Genomic DNA, 15,808 nt, shown 5'->3' on the forward strand with positions numbered 1-15,808 from the left:
TTACATATTTATACATATATTGTATCATAAAAACATAAAAAGATATGACACAGATGATACAAAAAGCTTACATATATATTTCAAACCTGATTCGCTGGGTATAATAAATAAGTAATAAAATTTTACGGATCTTAAAATCTGGAGACAGAAATGGAAAAACATATGAAAAAAACAGACAATAAGAAGGAAGTACTGATAAAAGGCGTCAATCTGAAAAAAACCTACATAATGGGTGAGGTGGAGATTAACGCGCTCGACAGCGTAGACTTTGAGATACATAAAGGAGAGCTTCTTGTCATCCTTGGGCCGTCTGGCTCAGGGAAATCTACCATGCTCAATATAATAGGAGGAATGGACAGTCCCACAGGAGGAGAACTTTATTTTGAAGACACTCCCGTTCATGAGATGAACAAGCGAAGGCTGACGATGTACAGAAGAAAGAACATAGGCTTCATATTTCAGTTCTACAATCTTCTTCCAAATCTTACAGCCCTCGAAAATGTCGATATAGCAAGAGAAATATCGGAGTCAAGCCTCAAGTCCGAGGATATGCTGGCCAAGGTTGGCCTTTCTGAGAGGAAGAATCATTTTCCATCCCAGCTCTCAGGAGGAGAGCAGCAGAGAGTCGCTATAGCAAGGGCTCTCGCAAAGGATCCGGATGTATTTCTGTGTGACGAGCCAACCGGGGCACTTGATTCAAAATCGTCAAAGGATGTTCTCAGGGTGCTCCACAATTTTTGCAGGGAGTTTTCTAAGACAGTCATAATAATAACTCACAATAATGCAATAGCAAGCATGGCAGATCGGATAATGGTTCTGAGGGATGGCAGGATAATTGATGTCATAGTCAATGAGAATCCGGCAGATATAGAAGATACGGAGATATAAGGAAATGATTATAGAACTGCAGACTCAAGAGGAGGCCAGAAAATGATCCTGCTAAAAAAAATATTCAGGGATCTGAGGACAAACCGGGCTGCAAATATAGCCGCGACGGTACTTATATCCATAGCACTGATGATATTCACATTCATGTCGAATGTAAATGAGTCATTAAATCTTTCGAAAGCCACTTTTTATAAAGATTCAAGCTTTGCGGATATATTTTCAGATGTAAGAGCTTTTCCAAGAGAAAAAATAAGAGCGCTTGCCTCTGTTGAGGGCATCAGGACTGTTGAAGGAAGGGTGGTAGAGGACTTTATAGTAAAGGATCCTGAAACCCGGAAACTTGCCGAGAGCAGATATCTGAGACTCTTTGCGGGCTCTGACTCTCTCTGCCGGTTTATAATCGAGGAAGGCAGACGCCCACAGCGTAATGGAGAAATTGCAATAGATCCTATGTTTGCCAGGGCAAACGGCTACAGCGTGGGAGATGACATAGAGATAATCTATAATGGAAAGATATCGGTACTGTCAATAACTGGAATAGGAAGAAGCGCAGAGAACATATTCACGACAAGGGATGTATCTGAGATACTTCCTGATAACAGCAAGTTTGGAATAGCATATACAGAAATAGGACTGGCAGGAAGCCTTGTTGGCGACGAGAGCTTTAACAGCATTATATTCGAGCTTGAAGAAGGGTATTTGTTTTCCGACGTAAAGGATGACATAAGCGCCATACTGAGGCCGTACGGACTGATGAGCATATATGAGGCAACTGATCAGCAGAGCAATTCAGTCATGGTTCAGGAGCTCGAAGGCATAGCGGCTGTTTCTACTTCAATGCCGGTAATGTTCCTGCTGATAGCAGGCGCCATAGTATATATAATGCTGAAGCGGCTTGTAGAGCTCCAGCGGGGTCAGATAGGACTGCTAAAGGCTTTTGGATTTTCGGATATGCAGATTCTTACTCATTATATAGCATATGTATCGGTAATGGGTGTTTCGGGAGCGCTACTTGGCTCACTTTCAGGAACTCTGCTTTCAGGAGTGCTGATGGTTACCTATGAGCAGTTTTTCAACATGCCATTTGTATCTGCAAACGTAGATATCAAATATATCGTGCTTTCATTTTTGATTGCACTTGTCTTCAGCATAATTACAGGATATCTGGGAGGCAGAGGCTCCGTGGAGCTTTCTCCGGCTGAAGCCATGAGGCCAAGAAGCCCTCAGAAATTCACAAAAAAGCCTGTAGCAGAAAAAATTGGATTCATAATGAATTCACTTGAGATGACAGGGCGGATCGGACTCAGAAATCTCGGAAGAAACAGATCAAGAGGCATATTCATAATGCTTGGAGTGTCCTTCACAGTAGGAATATGCGCTGTACCGTGGACTATGATGGGGCAGATGATGCCCATGATATATGAGAGATATGATTACGTGGAGAAATATGATATAAAGATCCAGCTCAAGAGTTTTCGGGAAATAGACAGTGCTATTTCCGAAATATACATGAATGATGTAAAAAAGGCAGAGGCCCTTATAGAGATTCCTGTTACTTTTCGAAAGGACAATCTCAGCATGGACAGCGTCATGGTAGGAGTAGAACCGAAAGGAGAACTCTACACGCCAGTGGATTCCACGAAAAGACCAGTTGATCTAAGGCCTGGACAGCTCTCGGTTACCCCTAATATAGCTGAAAGCATAAACGCTTCGAAGGGAGATTACATCTATATAAGCTCTCCTCTTGCAAGATACCCTGAGGAAGAGACGAGGATAATGATATCTGACATACAGGAACAGCTCATGGGATCAAATGGGTACATGAGCCTTTATGATCTGGCAGAGATAACAGGCTATCCAGGCAGAGCGAACAAGATAATAATATCGGCAGACGAACAGGTACAGCTGAGCATAAAGGAAAAATACACAGAGAGCCCTTATGTAGGAGGCATAACCATTTCAGATTCCTTCATAGCGATGCTGGAGGACATGATGGGTCTTGTTACAGCTGAAATACTTTATCTTGGAGTGATAGCAGTGGTAACTGGATTTGCAATAATCTATAACTCGATGATAACGGTCATATCTGAGAGAGAGAGGGAGATGACGTCGATGATGGTTCTGGGGATGAGCGAGAAGGAAGTTTTTGAAATAGTCAGCTTTGAGCAGTGGATGCTTTCAATTGCAGGCATGCTGCTCGGAGCTCCAGTGACAAAGCTGCTCCTTGTGCTTATGATGAGCTCGCTTGATACGGATATGTATTATCTTCCTGCTGATTTTGACATCAGATTCTATTTGATGGCCATAATGGTCACTGTTATCGCCGTAACAGTTGGTCAGATGGCTGCATTTAGAAAGATAAAGAAGCTTAATCTGGCAGACGCACTTAAATCAAATGAATAAGGAGACTGAATCATGAAGAAAAAATACAAGATAGCTGTGATAGCACTGATAGTGATTATTTCTGCAGCAGCAGCGATCAGCTTCATATTTAAAGAGGAAAAAATCTCAGTGTACGAAGTTGGAGAAAAATCTGTACTTAAGGAGACGGTGAGGGAGACAGGAATAATAAAATCGGGCAGATCTGCTTCGCTTTCGCCTTCATTTGACGGGACTGCCAGCGTATATGTGGAGCTGGGAGACCGGGTAAAGAAGGGCCAGCTCATAGCAGAGGTGGACCCTGAGAATATAGAGAATGCAATCTCACAGATAAACGCTCAGATAAGTTCCCTGTCAGGACAGAAAAATGCTACGGGCATCAGCAATCCTCAGGGAAGAGAAATCGAAGTCCAGAAAATACTTGTAGAAAACACTAAACGCAGCCTTGATAAAGCAGTAAGCGATCTTGAGAAAGCAGAATCACTGCTAGCAGCGGGAGGGATTTCAGAAAGCGAGCTTGAAGTCATACGCAGCTCGACAAAAGATATCGAATCGGAGCTCAGGATACAGGAGAACAATCTCGCTGCCATGGAGAACAATTCTTATGCGATGAATTCATACTTCAATGGGCAGATACAGAGCCTGCAGAGCCAGAAGGCCGCACTGCTTTCCAAAAAAGCAAAAGCACAGATGCTTTCTCCTTTTGATGGAATAATAACGTCGCTGAATATAAGTGACGGAGGCTTTGTAAGTCCTCAGATGCCGGTTGCTGACATAAGCTCTGCGGACAACAAGACAGTTTTTTCTGAGATTGCGGCAAATGTAGCTGCGGAGCTCAGGGAAGGAGACAGCGTCGAGATAATATATGAGACAAAGAACTCTGAAAAAACATTTCAAGGAAAGATAACCAGGATATCGGACTTTGCAGTAACGAGCATATCCAGTCTCGGACTTGAGGAGCAGAAGATGACTGTGGAGACATTTTTTGAAGGCATAGAGGATATTCCTGTGGGATACAGCCTTGATATCAATTTTGTGACGATCGAGAAGAAGGATGTATTCTCTATACCTAAAATGTGCATATTCGAAAAGGACGGAGAAGACCACATATTCAAGGTGGAAGACGGAAGGATAAAGACCCAGAAGGTAAGGACCGGGATTGAGACAGCCACAATGACAGAGATAATTGAAGGCGTTGAAGAAGGAGATGCGGTAGTGGCAGAACCGGACAACGAAAAGCTCAGAGATGGAACACGGGTGACTTACTGATAAAAACATAGTATAATGATATAATAAATTCTAAAAACATATATTAAGGAGAAATGACATAATGAAATTGTATCTGGTAAGGCATGGGGAAACGCTGTGGAACAGAGAGCATATTCTTCAGGGGCAGCTTGATTCTCCCCTTACACAAAAGGGAACAGGCGGTGCAGAAAAGATAAGAGAAGCGCTCAGCGGAATCGAATTTACAAAAGTATATACAAGCCATCAGATAAGGGCGATGGTAACCGCAGACATAATACTCGAGGGAAGAAAAGACATATCATATACAGTGGAGCCATACATCGCAGAGATGTCATATGGCCACTGGCAGGGGAAAACCATGGAAGAGATATGCGAAAGCCCTGAGTCTGAGGCTCAGTATATGAATTACTTCAGGCATCCAGAAAAATTCGTTCCAGTTGAAGGCGGAGAAAGATTTGAAGATGTCATAAAAAGAGCGGAGCTTTTTATAGACAGGCTTAGAAAGGAGCACGAAAGCGATGACATAATACTTGCGGTATCGCACGGAGTTTTCATAAAGGCGCTTTTCGTGATGATAAGAAAGCTCAGGATAAGCGAATTCTGGGAAAAACCGTTCATAACAAACTGCAGCATAAGTATATTCGATATAAAAGATGACCGCATCGAAATACTGAGCGAGGTGGATACATCACACCTTGGGGAGCATCAGGTAACTACTGCAGAAACCGATTATATTAAAAAGAAAGAATAGATATGATAAATGAATTCATAATAAGAAAATTTGTAAAGAATCATGAGGAAATAAAAAACCGAAAGGTAATAAAAGCATATGGATATCTCTGCGGAGCCGCAGGGATATTGAGCAATGCGGCTCTGTCTCTGATAAAGATAGTCATTGGCATAAACATCAACAGCATAGCGGTGATAGCAGATGCAGTGAACAATATTTCTGACATAGGATCATCTGTGGTAGCCATTATCGGATTTGGAGTCTCAGACAAGCCTGCGGATGAGAAACATCCGTTCGGGCATGCAAGGGCTGAGTATCTTTCTGCGCTTATCATAGCGGTTATGGTTCTGCTCGTAGGATTCAAGTTTCTGACAACCTCATTTGACAGGATAAGAAACCCTGAGGAAATAGCTTCTAATACAGTCACTCTTGTGATACTGCTGCTTTCCATAAGCATAAAGATATGGCAGGCAAATTTCTACACATCCGTGGGAGAAAAGATAAAATCCTCAACACTTAAGGCGGCAGCTGCAGACAGCAGGAGCGATGTGCTTACTACCGGAGTCGTGGTATTCTCGATATTCAGTTCAGGCCTTGTACCATTTCCAATAGATGGTTATGTCGGGCTCCTGGTATCAGTATTCATAATATATAATGGATGGAAGATAGTGACAGATGCCATAGATCCTCTCATAGGAACTGCTCCTGACAAGGATCTCGTAGAAAAGGTAATAGAGAGAGTAGAGTCGTTCGAAGGAATAAGGGGCAGCCACGACCTCATAATACACAGCTACGGCGGCGGCAGGAATATTGCCACTATACATGCAGAGGTATCGGACAGGATGAATATAGTGGAAGCACATGAGATAATTGACAGAGCCGAAAGAGAAATTTCCGAAGAACTTCATATAGATCTGATAATTCACATGGATCCTATAAACTATGATGACATCGAAGTCAAGGAGCTTTACCATGGAACCAAGTATATCATTTCTGAAATTGATTCGGAGCTGGACATCCATGATTTCAGGATAGTCCCTGAAAAAAACGGAGCAGTGATTTTTGACCTGGTTGTGCCTCTGACATATACGGACAGACAGATAGAAGAGACAAAGAAGCATATCAGAGAAAAACTGACGCTGAATTTCAACAGAAGCAACATAAAAATAACAGTTGATAAAAGCAATATAAATGTATGATTCGAATCGGGAGAGAAAACATGTCAAAGATCGTAATCAAAAAAGAGATACTGGAAAGGGCGCTTGCAAACTCAATAGCGCTCTGTGCAGCAGTAATCGTGTATTTCCTTGTTCTGAATATATCGCATATATTCGCGGGAATCGGCAGCTTTGCACGGATGATGTCTCCGTTCATATACGGATTCGTGATAGCCTATCTGCTCAAGAATCCTATGAGACATATAGAAAAACTGCTTTCGCGCATAATAAAAGGAAAGAATTCAGGAGCTCTTACAAGAGCCCTGTCGATAACCTTTACGCTGCTGCTTGCACTTGTGCTTCTTACCGGATTCATCTCTGTAATAATACCGCAGCTTTCAGACAGCATATCAATATTTGTGTCAAACCTTCCTTCATATATGGAAAATGTAGACCGCTTCACAAAAAGCCTAATAGACTCAGTAGATTTTAACCCGGCAATAGTGGAAGAGGTGCTCTCTACAGGACAGACATTCATTGCAAAGCTTTCTGAGCTCATATCAAAGCTCCTTCCGGCTGCGGTGAATATGCTTCTTTCATTTTCCGGAAAAATCCTGGATATAATAATAGGCATAGTAGTTTCCATATATTTCCTGGCTGGAAAAGAGCGATTCGCGGCGCAGACAAAGAAGCTCGTGACAGCACTTATGCCTGAAAAAGCGGCAGCATACCTGATGGAAAAGGCTCAGCTCACAAACAGGATATTTTCAAAGTATATCTCGGGCCAGCTTACGGACGCAGCTGTGCTTGGGATTATATGTTTCATATCCATGAGCATACTGAAGATGCCATACGCGCTTCTGGTGAGCATGATAGTGACAGTCACCAACATCATACCGGTCATCGGGCCATTTATAGGCGCGGTCCCGTCTATATTCATAATATCGATGGTAAGCTTTCCAAAAGCACTTGGATTTGCGGTTCTTGTGCTTGTGCTGCAGCAGATAGATGGAAATATTCTTGTTCCAAAGATAGTAGGAGATTCAACGGGGCTTTCGGGATTCTGGGTATTTCTTGCTATATTTGCAGGAGGAGGATTGTTTGGCATTACCGGAGTCATACTGGGGGTTCCAACTATGGCGGTTGCCTACAGCATAATAAAGGAAATAATAGAGAAAAGGCTCAGGTCAAGAGGCAAGCCGGCGGATACATCGGAGTACCTGTAAAATTCGGGAAAATGACACAAAATTCATAATAGTGAAAATTAACCCGGAAATTCAATGTGCGTGACATGCGATTTCCCTATCGACAATCCTTAATTTTTGCTGTATCATATAATCAGCAACAAAATTATTATACTTAAAGGAGATACAACATGAATCAGGCAAGACTTTCGAAAGTGCTGGAATTAATGGAGAAACAGAATCTTGAGCAGATGCTGATCTCGGATCCGGCTGCAATATTCTATTTAACTGGAAAATGGATTCATCCAGGTGAAAGACTTCTTTGTCTATTAATCAAAGCAGGCGGAGACCACAAATTATTTATCAATGAATTATTCCCTGTGACAGACGATCTTGGAGCAGAGAAAATATGGTTTAATGATACTCAGGATGGAGTAAGCTTCATAGCAGAGCATACTGACTCTACAAAAGCTCTTGGAGTAGACAAAGTATGGCCGGCAAGATTCCTTCTCAGACTTATGGAGCTTAATGGAGCTTCAAGCTACACTAACGGTTCAGAGATACTTGACAGAATAAGAATGAACAAGGACGAAGATGAAAGACAGAAGATGAGAATTGCCTCTGAAATAAATGACAGAGCGATGGAAAGAATTCAGAAGGAGCTTGCAGAAGGCGTTACAGAAGTTAAGATGGCGCAGATCCTTTCAGGAATCTATGAAGAGCTTGGAGCTGATGGCTTCTCATTCAATCCTATTATAGGATACGGAGCAAATGCAGCAGATCCACACCACGACATAGACAAGTCCGTTGTAAAAGAAGGGGACTCTGTAATATTTGATATCGGATGTGTAAAAGATTCATACTGCTCAGACATGACAAGAACTGCTTTCTACAAGTCTGTATCTGAAAAAGGAAGAGAAGTATTCGAAATCGTTAAAGAAGCCAACCTTAGAGCAATAGCAGCTGTAAAGCCGGGAGTAAGATTCTGCGACATAGATGCAGCGGCAAGAGACTATATAACTGAAAAAGGCTATGGAAAATACTTTACACACAGAACAGGACATTCAATCGGAATAGAGTGCCATGATTACGGCGATGTGTCATCAGTAAACACAATGCCGGTTGAAGAAGGAATGATATTCTCAATAGAGCCGGGAATATACCTTCCAGGCGAAGTTGGAGTAAGAATAGAAGACCTTGTGCTTGTTACGGCAGACGGATGTGAAGTACTTAATAAATATCCAAAAGATCTTTTAATAATAAAATAGATTGCATATAAATAACAGGAATCTGGGATGCAGAAAATGCATCCTGGATTTTTTTAAACAGAGGGAGCATAATATGAATGTAAAAGTAATCACGCTGAATTCTTTTGCACTGGAAAGCGGAGGCGGAAATCCGGCAGGGGTAGTCCTTGATTCGTCAGGGCTTGCAGAGGCCCAGATGCTTGAAATCGCAAGAAAAGTTGGTTTTTCGGAAACTGCTTTTGTGATGGAGTCAGACAAGAGCGATTTCAGAGTAAGATTTTTTACGCCTGAAGCGGAAGTTGATCTGTGCGGGCATGCAACCATAGGAGCATTCCATGCCATGTACGAAAAAGGCATAATAAAGCCTGGAAGATACTCTCAGGAAACTCTTGCGGGTATACTTTCTGTTGAGATAAGGGATGATGGCACCATAATGATGGCGCAGAACCAGCCTGAGCTTTCAGAGTCAATTGAGCCAGGAAATCAGGATTATGACAAAGTATGCAGATCGCTTGGAATAAGCTCAGAATGCACGGGAATCAAGAACTATGTGGCAGATATCGAAGGAAATTCAATGACCATGAAATATGTAGAAGGGCCTAACATAATGCAGAGGATGCAGGTAGTATCGACAGGGCTCAGAGACCTGATCATACCCGTAGAAAGCTTGGAGAGCCTCAGATCCATAAAGCCGGACTATGAACTCATAACAGAGCTCAGCAGGAAGTACGACATAACGGGATACCATGTATTCACACTTGAAACCGAAGATGAGAACAATACAGCTCAGTGCAGAAATTTTGCCCCACTGTTTGGAATAGACGAAGAGTCTGCTACCGGAACTTCAAGCGGAGCTTTGGCAGGATATCTTTATGAAAACAATCTCAAGTCAAGAATAAGGCTCAATGGAACGATAAACATGAAATTTGAGCAGGGATACACTATGGGCAGAAAATCCCTTATAAGTACGAGCCTGGATTTAAGGGTCAGAGCCGGTGAAACTGCTGTAGAGGCCGTAAGAGTCGGAGGAAGAGCGATGGATCTTGAAGAAATTACAGTTGAATTGTAAGAAAAAACCTGTGCAGCAAATCTTCAGTATAAGGGGCATTCCCTTCCTGAGATTCTGACACAGGTTTTTAGATTTTAAGATATGGACTGAGACACGATTGCCTCAAACTGAGGGAGCTCAATATTCTTGAAATCCTCCCATTCTTCTATGGAAGAACATGACTCCGCTATTGAGAGCACAAAATTTGCGATCTTTGCACATACGGAAAGGAAATTATCCTCATAGATGATCTTGATTGTCCCCACATCTGCAAGCGCGCTTGCGATGGCAGTAAGTACATCATCCTTTATATAGGACGCGTCTGAGGAGCTGAATTTGTCAAATATAGGCTGATAGAGGTCCGCATCGGCATATCTGGCTTTTATTATTGAAAGAAAACGCTCAAAGTCATCTATGTTGCTGCCCGGCTCTATCTCAAAAAGAATCTTGAAGAACACGTTCCATTCAAAATCTATATTGATCATCTCAAGCAGCTTGCTTCCCAGGATTTCTCCAAACCTGCTCTTTGGCTTGAACTTGTGCTCGAAATATATAGGCGTCTCGAAATCAATGAACCTCTTGGATATGAAGTTTATCCTTGTGAGGAGCTCCAGCATGGTCTGGCTGGAAAGGTTCTGGTATACGATTTCGTTTTTTACGAATATATACTGGCTAAGGATGTCACATGCTTTTTTAAAGTCTATGGTGAACCCTATATTCTCATGCATCTTTTCGATGAATATGTCGTTTATGGATTTGGCAAGTATAAGCTTCGAAAACTCTTCGTTTAGGACCTTGTCCGGATTTTTCTGAGAGTTTGAGACTGTATTCATCTGGTTGTAGATGAGCGCAATCTGCCTGTCTATGGACTCGAGATTCTGATGGATAGAACTGAGCATATCTCTCATGAAGCTGTCAATCAGGAGGTATCTGTTGTTCTTATATATTATTTCATGCTCTATATCAGACCAGAATGAATGGACAAGAGACTTTATCTGAAGCTCGAAATTGATTTTTTCACCGTATGAATAGTAATGTCCGTCGACCCTGTAAATCGAGAATCCGTTCTTCTGCTTCTGAGGCTGAGGCTCAGCAAGATTAAGGTATATCGGCATATTCTTAAGCTCAGGGTTGTAGTACCAGCCGTCGACATCGGTTGATGAGAAAAACTTTTTAATTATCTCAAAAATATCATTTTCCTCATGAACAAAACGGCAGAAGATCATTACTCCTATAAGATCAGGAAGATTGTCCAGGATATCCTCTGAAGTCTCATGCTTCTGATAAAGCTTGTTTCTCAGAATCTTCTCTCTCAGGCTTTTGGATGATTTTACCCTCCTGTTGACACTCACGATGGGCTGGATATTTTCATGCATGAGCGCTTCGAAAAACGCAGATAACTTATCAGATACAGATTCATAATGGGGCGACATCTCTTCGAGAATGTTAACTGTTCTGTCAATAGTTTCAAAAAACGATAGTTTCATGGAAACCTCCCTTTGATTATATTCTAAACCTATAAAATCATTATATAACAAAATATAAAAATGTTCCACAGATATGGATAAAATAAGACTTACATAAGAATTTAACAACTCTTTTGATATAAACAGTAGCTTTAAATGTAAAATTGATGTAAAATAAGTATTTGGAGGGATGATATGAGAAGAGAAAAAAACAATTACTATCTCGACATAGCGGAGGCAGCAGCAAGCAGAGGAACCTGTCTCAGAAGAAACTATGGGTGTATAATCGTTAAGAATGATGAGATAATTTCAACCGGATATTCTGGAGCTCCAAGAGGAAGAAAGAACTGCACTGATCTTAACTACTGCTACAGAGAATCTCTTCAGATTCCAAGAGGACAGATGTATGAAAAATGCAGATCGGTACATTCTGAAATGAATGCGATAATTTCTGCGCCAAGAAAAGACATGATCGGAGCAAGCCTCTATATGGTAGGAAAAAATTATGCAGACGGAAGCATAGTGGAAAATGCCAATTCCTGCTCTATATGCAAAAGGCTCATAATAAATGCCGGGATTGAAAAAGTGTACATAAGAGACACGAAAGATGACTACAGGATAATACCGGTAAGCGACTGGATAGACAATGATGACAGCCTTATCGAGGATATAAATGCTGGATATTAATTCAAAATTAATTAAAATATAAAAATAAAAGAAGTAATATGACAAATTATTGAGGTGTAAAATGACAAAACCAATTTTAGCTTTTATAGTAAGCGCACTTGTGTGCTATTTTATAACGCCACTCGTTATAAACCTTGCTTACAGGATAGGAGCGATTGATGTACCTAAAGACAACAGGCGCGTGCACAAAAAGCCGGTTCCAAGGCTTGGCGGACTTGCCATATTCACTGGATTCGGAATTTCTGCGATGATTTTCATTCAGCCTACACAGGAGCTTCTGGCAATAATGCTTTCGAGCCTGATAATGGTATGCATGGGAATAGTTGACGACACGACCCCGCTGAAGGCAAAGACAAAACTGTTCATACAGATACTCTGTGCAGCGATAGTTACCTGGGCAGGCGTAAGGATCAACTTCTTTACAAACCCTTTCAGGGCAGAGACTCTGGTAGTGCTTAAAATGCTCAGCATTCCAGTTACTATATTCTGGATAGTCGGCATAACAAATACGGTAAATCTCATCGACGGCCTTGACGGCCTTGCGGCAGGCATATCAGCCATAGCAGCGCTTACGCTGACTGCAGTTGCGCTGTTTTCAAAGCAGTATGCTACGGCAACGCTTCTTATGTGCGTCGCAGGCGGAGCGGTAGGATTTCTTCCGCACAACTTCAATCCGGCAAAGATTTTCATGGGAGATACAGGTTCGCTTTTTCTCGGATTCATACTCTCGGTAGCCGCAGTGGAGGGAACGATAAAGGGAGCTACTGTAGTAGCGGTTGTAATACCTTTATTTGCGCTTGCAATCCCAATACTTGATACAACCTTTGCAATAATAAGGAGATATCTGGCAGGAAAGCCTATAATGGAGGCAGACAAGGGACACCTTCACCACAGGCTGCTTGCAAAAGGACTTAGCCAGAAGAAAACCGTGGTGTTCCTTTATGCAATCGCAGCCGTTCTTGGGGCGAGCTCGCTTCTTATACTGAGATCGGATTATCTCGCAGCAGCGCTTGTAATAATCGCAGATGCGCTTCTGATACTTTTTGGTGTAAAGAAATTGAAGATACTGGAGGAAGTTAAGACAAATGAAAAAAATTAAAGTAGTAAGCATATTCGGCACCAGGCCGGAAGCAATAAAGATGGCTCCTCTTGTAAAAGAGCTTGAAAAGCACAGCGATGTAATCGAAAGCAAAGTTTTAATAACAGCACAGCACAGAGAGATGCTCGATCAGGTGCTTGACATATTCGAAATAAAGCCGGATTATGACCTGAATCTGATGAAGCATGGCCAGACTATAACTGACATAACCAGCGGAGTCCTAAAGGGTGTAGAAGAGGTCCTGGGCGAATACAGGCCGGATATCGTACTCGTACACGGAGATACCACCACTACATTCTCCGCAGCGCTCGCCGCGTTCTACCAGAAAGTGGCTGTAGGTCACGTCGAAGCTGGACTGAGGACTGGAAATATATATTCACCTTATCCTGAAGAGATGAACAGAATGCTTACAGGCAGGCTGGCATCATGGCATTACGCACCTACGGAGCTGAACAGAAAGAATCTGCTTGCCGAGAATGTAAGCGATGATAATATAATAGTCACAGGCAATACCGTAATAGACGCGCTCTATTATGTCACAGAAAAGGAATATGAATTCGAATCGGAAGAACTCAGAAAAATAGATTTTGAAAATGAAAGGGTAATCCTCCTTACATGCCACAGAAGAGAAAACTGGGGAGAGCCGATGGAGAATATATTCACTGCAGTGAGAATCATTGCAGAAAAATACCCGGATTCAAAAATCATATTCCCAATGCACAAGAACCCCCTTGTAAGAGATACAGCAAGAAGGATAATGGGAGAATCTCCAAACGTAGTTCTTACAGAGCCTCTTGAATATCAGCCATTTGCAAAGCTCATGAGCAGATCATATCTGATACTTACAGATTCTGGAGGAATACAGGAAGAGGCCCCGGGACTTGGCAAGCCCGTAATAGTACTAAGGACTGAGACGGAGAGACCGGAGGCTGTAGAGGCAGGCACGGTTAAGGTGGCAGGCACGGATACTGATACAATAGTAGAAATGGTCAGCGCTCTCATGGACAGCAAAAAAGAATATGAGGCGATGTCAAAGGCCAACAACCCTTATGGAGACGGCAGGGCATCACAGAGGATAGTGGAGAATATAATAAAGACATTCAGATAGAAAGAGTTCAGCAGCTGATTTTACCGGTCAGAGGCTGAATTTTTTTTATTTTAAAACTTGCTCTTTTTGTGTAGACAAGCCGCGATATAAATGTTATCATATAGTTATAAAAATAACGTTAACGTTAACACGGTAAAAGCATAAAAATGGAGGAAGAACTTATGAAACAAAAGGTTGTAGAAATCAGTCAAGTAATGGATCTTGTAAAAGATGGAATGACCATAATGGTAGGAGGATTCCTTGCATGTGGAACTCCTGAAAAACTTGTGGACGCTATAGTTGAAAAGGGAGTAAAAGACATAACTCTTATCTGTAATGATACAGGATTTGTTGACAAAGGCGTAGGAAAATGGGTAGTTAACAAGCAGGTAAGCCATGTTATAGCATCACACGTAGGAACCAACAAAGAGACTGGAAATCAGATGAATTCAGGCGAGATGAAGGTTACGCTCGTACCACAGGGAACCCTTGCAGAGCAGGTCAGAGCCGGCGGATCAGGACTTGGTGGAATACTTACTCCAACAGGATTGGGGACTATAGTAGAAGAAGGAAAGCAGAAGATCACTGTAAATGGAACTGAATATCTTCTTGAGACTGCACTCAGAGCAGACCTTGCACTGATATTCGGAAGCATAGTGGACAAAAAAGGAAACATAGTGTACGAAAAATCAACAAGAAACTTCAATATGCTGATGGCGATGGCAGCGGACACTGTAGTTGTTCAGGCAAACAAGATAGTTGAAGTTGGAGAGCTTGATCCGAACATGGTAATGACACCAGGCGTATGCATAGATTATATAGTACAGGGATAAGGAGAGTATATAATGTCTAGAGAACTTATTGTAAAGAGAGTTGCAAGAGAATTGAAAGATGGAGACGTAGTAAACCTTGGAATAGGTATGCCAACGCTTGTTGCAAACTATATTCCTGAAGACATGGACGTTACATTCCAGTCTGAAAACGGATTTCTTGGACTTGGACCTGCTCCGGAAGCTGGATGCGAGGACGAATATATAGTAAATGCAGGAGCACAGCCTGTTACGATAAAATCAGGCGGAATGTTCTTTGACTCGGCTACATCATTTGCTATAATCAGAGGCGGACACGTTGACGTTACAGTACTTGGAGCGCTTCAGGTAGATGAAGAGGGCAATCTTGCAAACTGGATGATACCAGGAAAGATGGTTCCGGGAATGGGCGGAGCGATGGACCTTGTAGTAGGTGCAAAAAGGGTTATAGTTGCTATGGAGCACACTGCAAAGGGAGCACCGAAAATCCTTAAGAAATGCAGTCTTCCTCTTACAGCAAGCCACCAGGTTAACACTATAATAACTGAAATGGGAGTTATGGAAGTTACAGCAAAAGGCCTTGAGCTTGTAGAGATAGCAGAAGGACTCACTGTAGAAGAGGTTCAGGCTGCTACTGAGGCTACTCTTATAGTTTCAGCTAACCTTAAGACTATGGAAGTATAAAAACAGATACTGAGAATATGTTTACCAGGCAGGAGATGAAATCATCTCCTGCATTTTTTTGATACAATTCATTTGATATGGGGTAGAATAGTATA

At 42.0% G+C, this 15,808-nt stretch carries 14 protein-coding genes; 13 read left to right on the top strand and 1 reads right to left on the bottom strand.

Features of this window, described 5'->3' with window-relative positions; all coding sequences use genetic code 11:
* Positions 1 to 150 precede the first annotated feature (150 nt).
* The 8 genes from AC4PGZ_RS02300 to AC4PGZ_RS02335 all read left to right on the top strand — a co-directional run bounded on the left by AC4PGZ_RS02300 (position 151) and on the right by AC4PGZ_RS02335 (position 9,902).
* Entirely contained in the window at positions 151 to 888 is a 738-nt protein-coding gene (locus AC4PGZ_RS02300; protein WP_492159431.1) for an ABC transporter ATP-binding protein, read from the top strand.
* Positions 889 to 930: 42 nt separating this feature from the next.
* The gene (locus AC4PGZ_RS02305) at positions 931 to 3,291 is read left to right on the top strand and encodes an ABC transporter permease (RefSeq protein WP_492159432.1); all 2,361 of its coding nucleotides are present in this window, start codon (positions 931 to 933) and stop codon (positions 3,289 to 3,291) included.
* Between the two features lie 12 nt (positions 3,292 to 3,303).
* Complete coding sequence (locus AC4PGZ_RS02310) at positions 3,304 to 4,536, top strand: efflux RND transporter periplasmic adaptor subunit (protein WP_492159433.1); 1,233 nt, start codon at positions 3,304 to 3,306, stop codon at positions 4,534 to 4,536.
* Positions 4,537 to 4,597: 61 nt separating this feature from the next.
* Positions 4,598 to 5,266 (top strand): histidine phosphatase family protein, encoded by a 669-nt coding sequence (locus AC4PGZ_RS02315; RefSeq protein WP_492159434.1) that lies wholly within the window; start codon positions 4,598 to 4,600, stop codon positions 5,264 to 5,266.
* A 2-nt stretch (positions 5,267 to 5,268) separates the two neighbouring features.
* On the top strand, positions 5,269 to 6,444 hold the full coding sequence (locus AC4PGZ_RS02320) for a cation diffusion facilitator family transporter (RefSeq protein ID WP_492159435.1): 1,176 nt from the start codon (positions 5,269 to 5,271) through the stop codon (positions 6,442 to 6,444).
* Positions 6,445 to 6,464: 20 nt separating this feature from the next.
* Positions 6,465 to 7,628: an AI-2E family transporter gene (locus AC4PGZ_RS02325; protein WP_492159436.1), complete on the top strand. Its 1,164-nt coding sequence runs from the start codon at positions 6,465 to 6,467 to the stop codon at positions 7,626 to 7,628.
* Positions 7,629 to 7,777: 149 nt separating this feature from the next.
* A complete protein-coding gene (locus AC4PGZ_RS02330; RefSeq protein WP_492159437.1) occupies positions 7,778 to 8,854 on the top strand; it encodes a M24 family metallopeptidase in 1,077 nt (358 codons plus the stop codon).
* 73 nt (positions 8,855 to 8,927) lie between these two features.
* Positions 8,928 to 9,902, top strand: coding sequence for a PhzF family phenazine biosynthesis protein (locus AC4PGZ_RS02335; protein ID WP_492159438.1), 975 nt, complete (start codon positions 8,928 to 8,930; stop codon positions 9,900 to 9,902).
* Between the two features lie 74 nt (positions 9,903 to 9,976).
* Here AC4PGZ_RS02335 and AC4PGZ_RS02340 read toward each other — a convergent pair whose 3' ends face one another.
* The gene (locus AC4PGZ_RS02340) at positions 9,977 to 11,368 is read right to left on the bottom strand and encodes a GTP pyrophosphokinase (protein ID WP_492159439.1); all 1,392 of its coding nucleotides are present in this window, start codon (positions 11,366 to 11,368) and stop codon (positions 9,977 to 9,979) included.
* Positions 11,369 to 11,542: 174 nt separating this feature from the next.
* Here AC4PGZ_RS02340 and AC4PGZ_RS02345 point away from each other — a divergent pair, with 174 nt between their 5' ends.
* The 5 genes from AC4PGZ_RS02345 to AC4PGZ_RS02365 all read left to right on the top strand — a co-directional run bounded on the left by AC4PGZ_RS02345 (position 11,543) and on the right by AC4PGZ_RS02365 (position 15,713).
* Positions 11,543 to 12,034: a deoxycytidylate deaminase gene (locus tag AC4PGZ_RS02345; RefSeq protein ID WP_492159440.1), complete on the top strand. Its 492-nt coding sequence runs from the start codon at positions 11,543 to 11,545 to the stop codon at positions 12,032 to 12,034.
* A 61-nt stretch (positions 12,035 to 12,095) separates the two neighbouring features.
* Complete coding sequence (locus tag AC4PGZ_RS02350) at positions 12,096 to 13,133, top strand: glycosyltransferase family 4 protein (protein ID WP_492159441.1); 1,038 nt, start codon at positions 12,096 to 12,098, stop codon at positions 13,131 to 13,133.
* The gene (gene wecB / locus AC4PGZ_RS02355) at positions 13,120 to 14,241 is read left to right on the top strand and encodes a non-hydrolyzing UDP-N-acetylglucosamine 2-epimerase (protein ID WP_492159442.1); all 1,122 of its coding nucleotides are present in this window, start codon (positions 13,120 to 13,122) and stop codon (positions 14,239 to 14,241) included. The genes AC4PGZ_RS02350 and wecB overlap by 14 nt, the downstream gene beginning before the upstream one ends.
* Positions 14,242 to 14,402: 161 nt before the next feature.
* The gene (gene atoD / locus AC4PGZ_RS02360; RefSeq protein WP_492159443.1) at positions 14,403 to 15,053 is read left to right on the top strand and encodes an acetate CoA-transferase subunit alpha; all 651 of its coding nucleotides are present in this window, start codon (positions 14,403 to 14,405) and stop codon (positions 15,051 to 15,053) included.
* Positions 15,054 to 15,065: 12 nt separating this feature from the next.
* A complete protein-coding gene (locus AC4PGZ_RS02365) occupies positions 15,066 to 15,713 on the top strand; it encodes a 3-oxoacid CoA-transferase subunit B (protein ID WP_492159444.1) in 648 nt (215 codons plus the stop codon).
* The last annotated feature ends 95 nt before the right edge of the window (positions 15,714 to 15,808 follow it).

It is taken from the genome of Proteocatella sp. QWL-06, assembly GCF_058684135.1.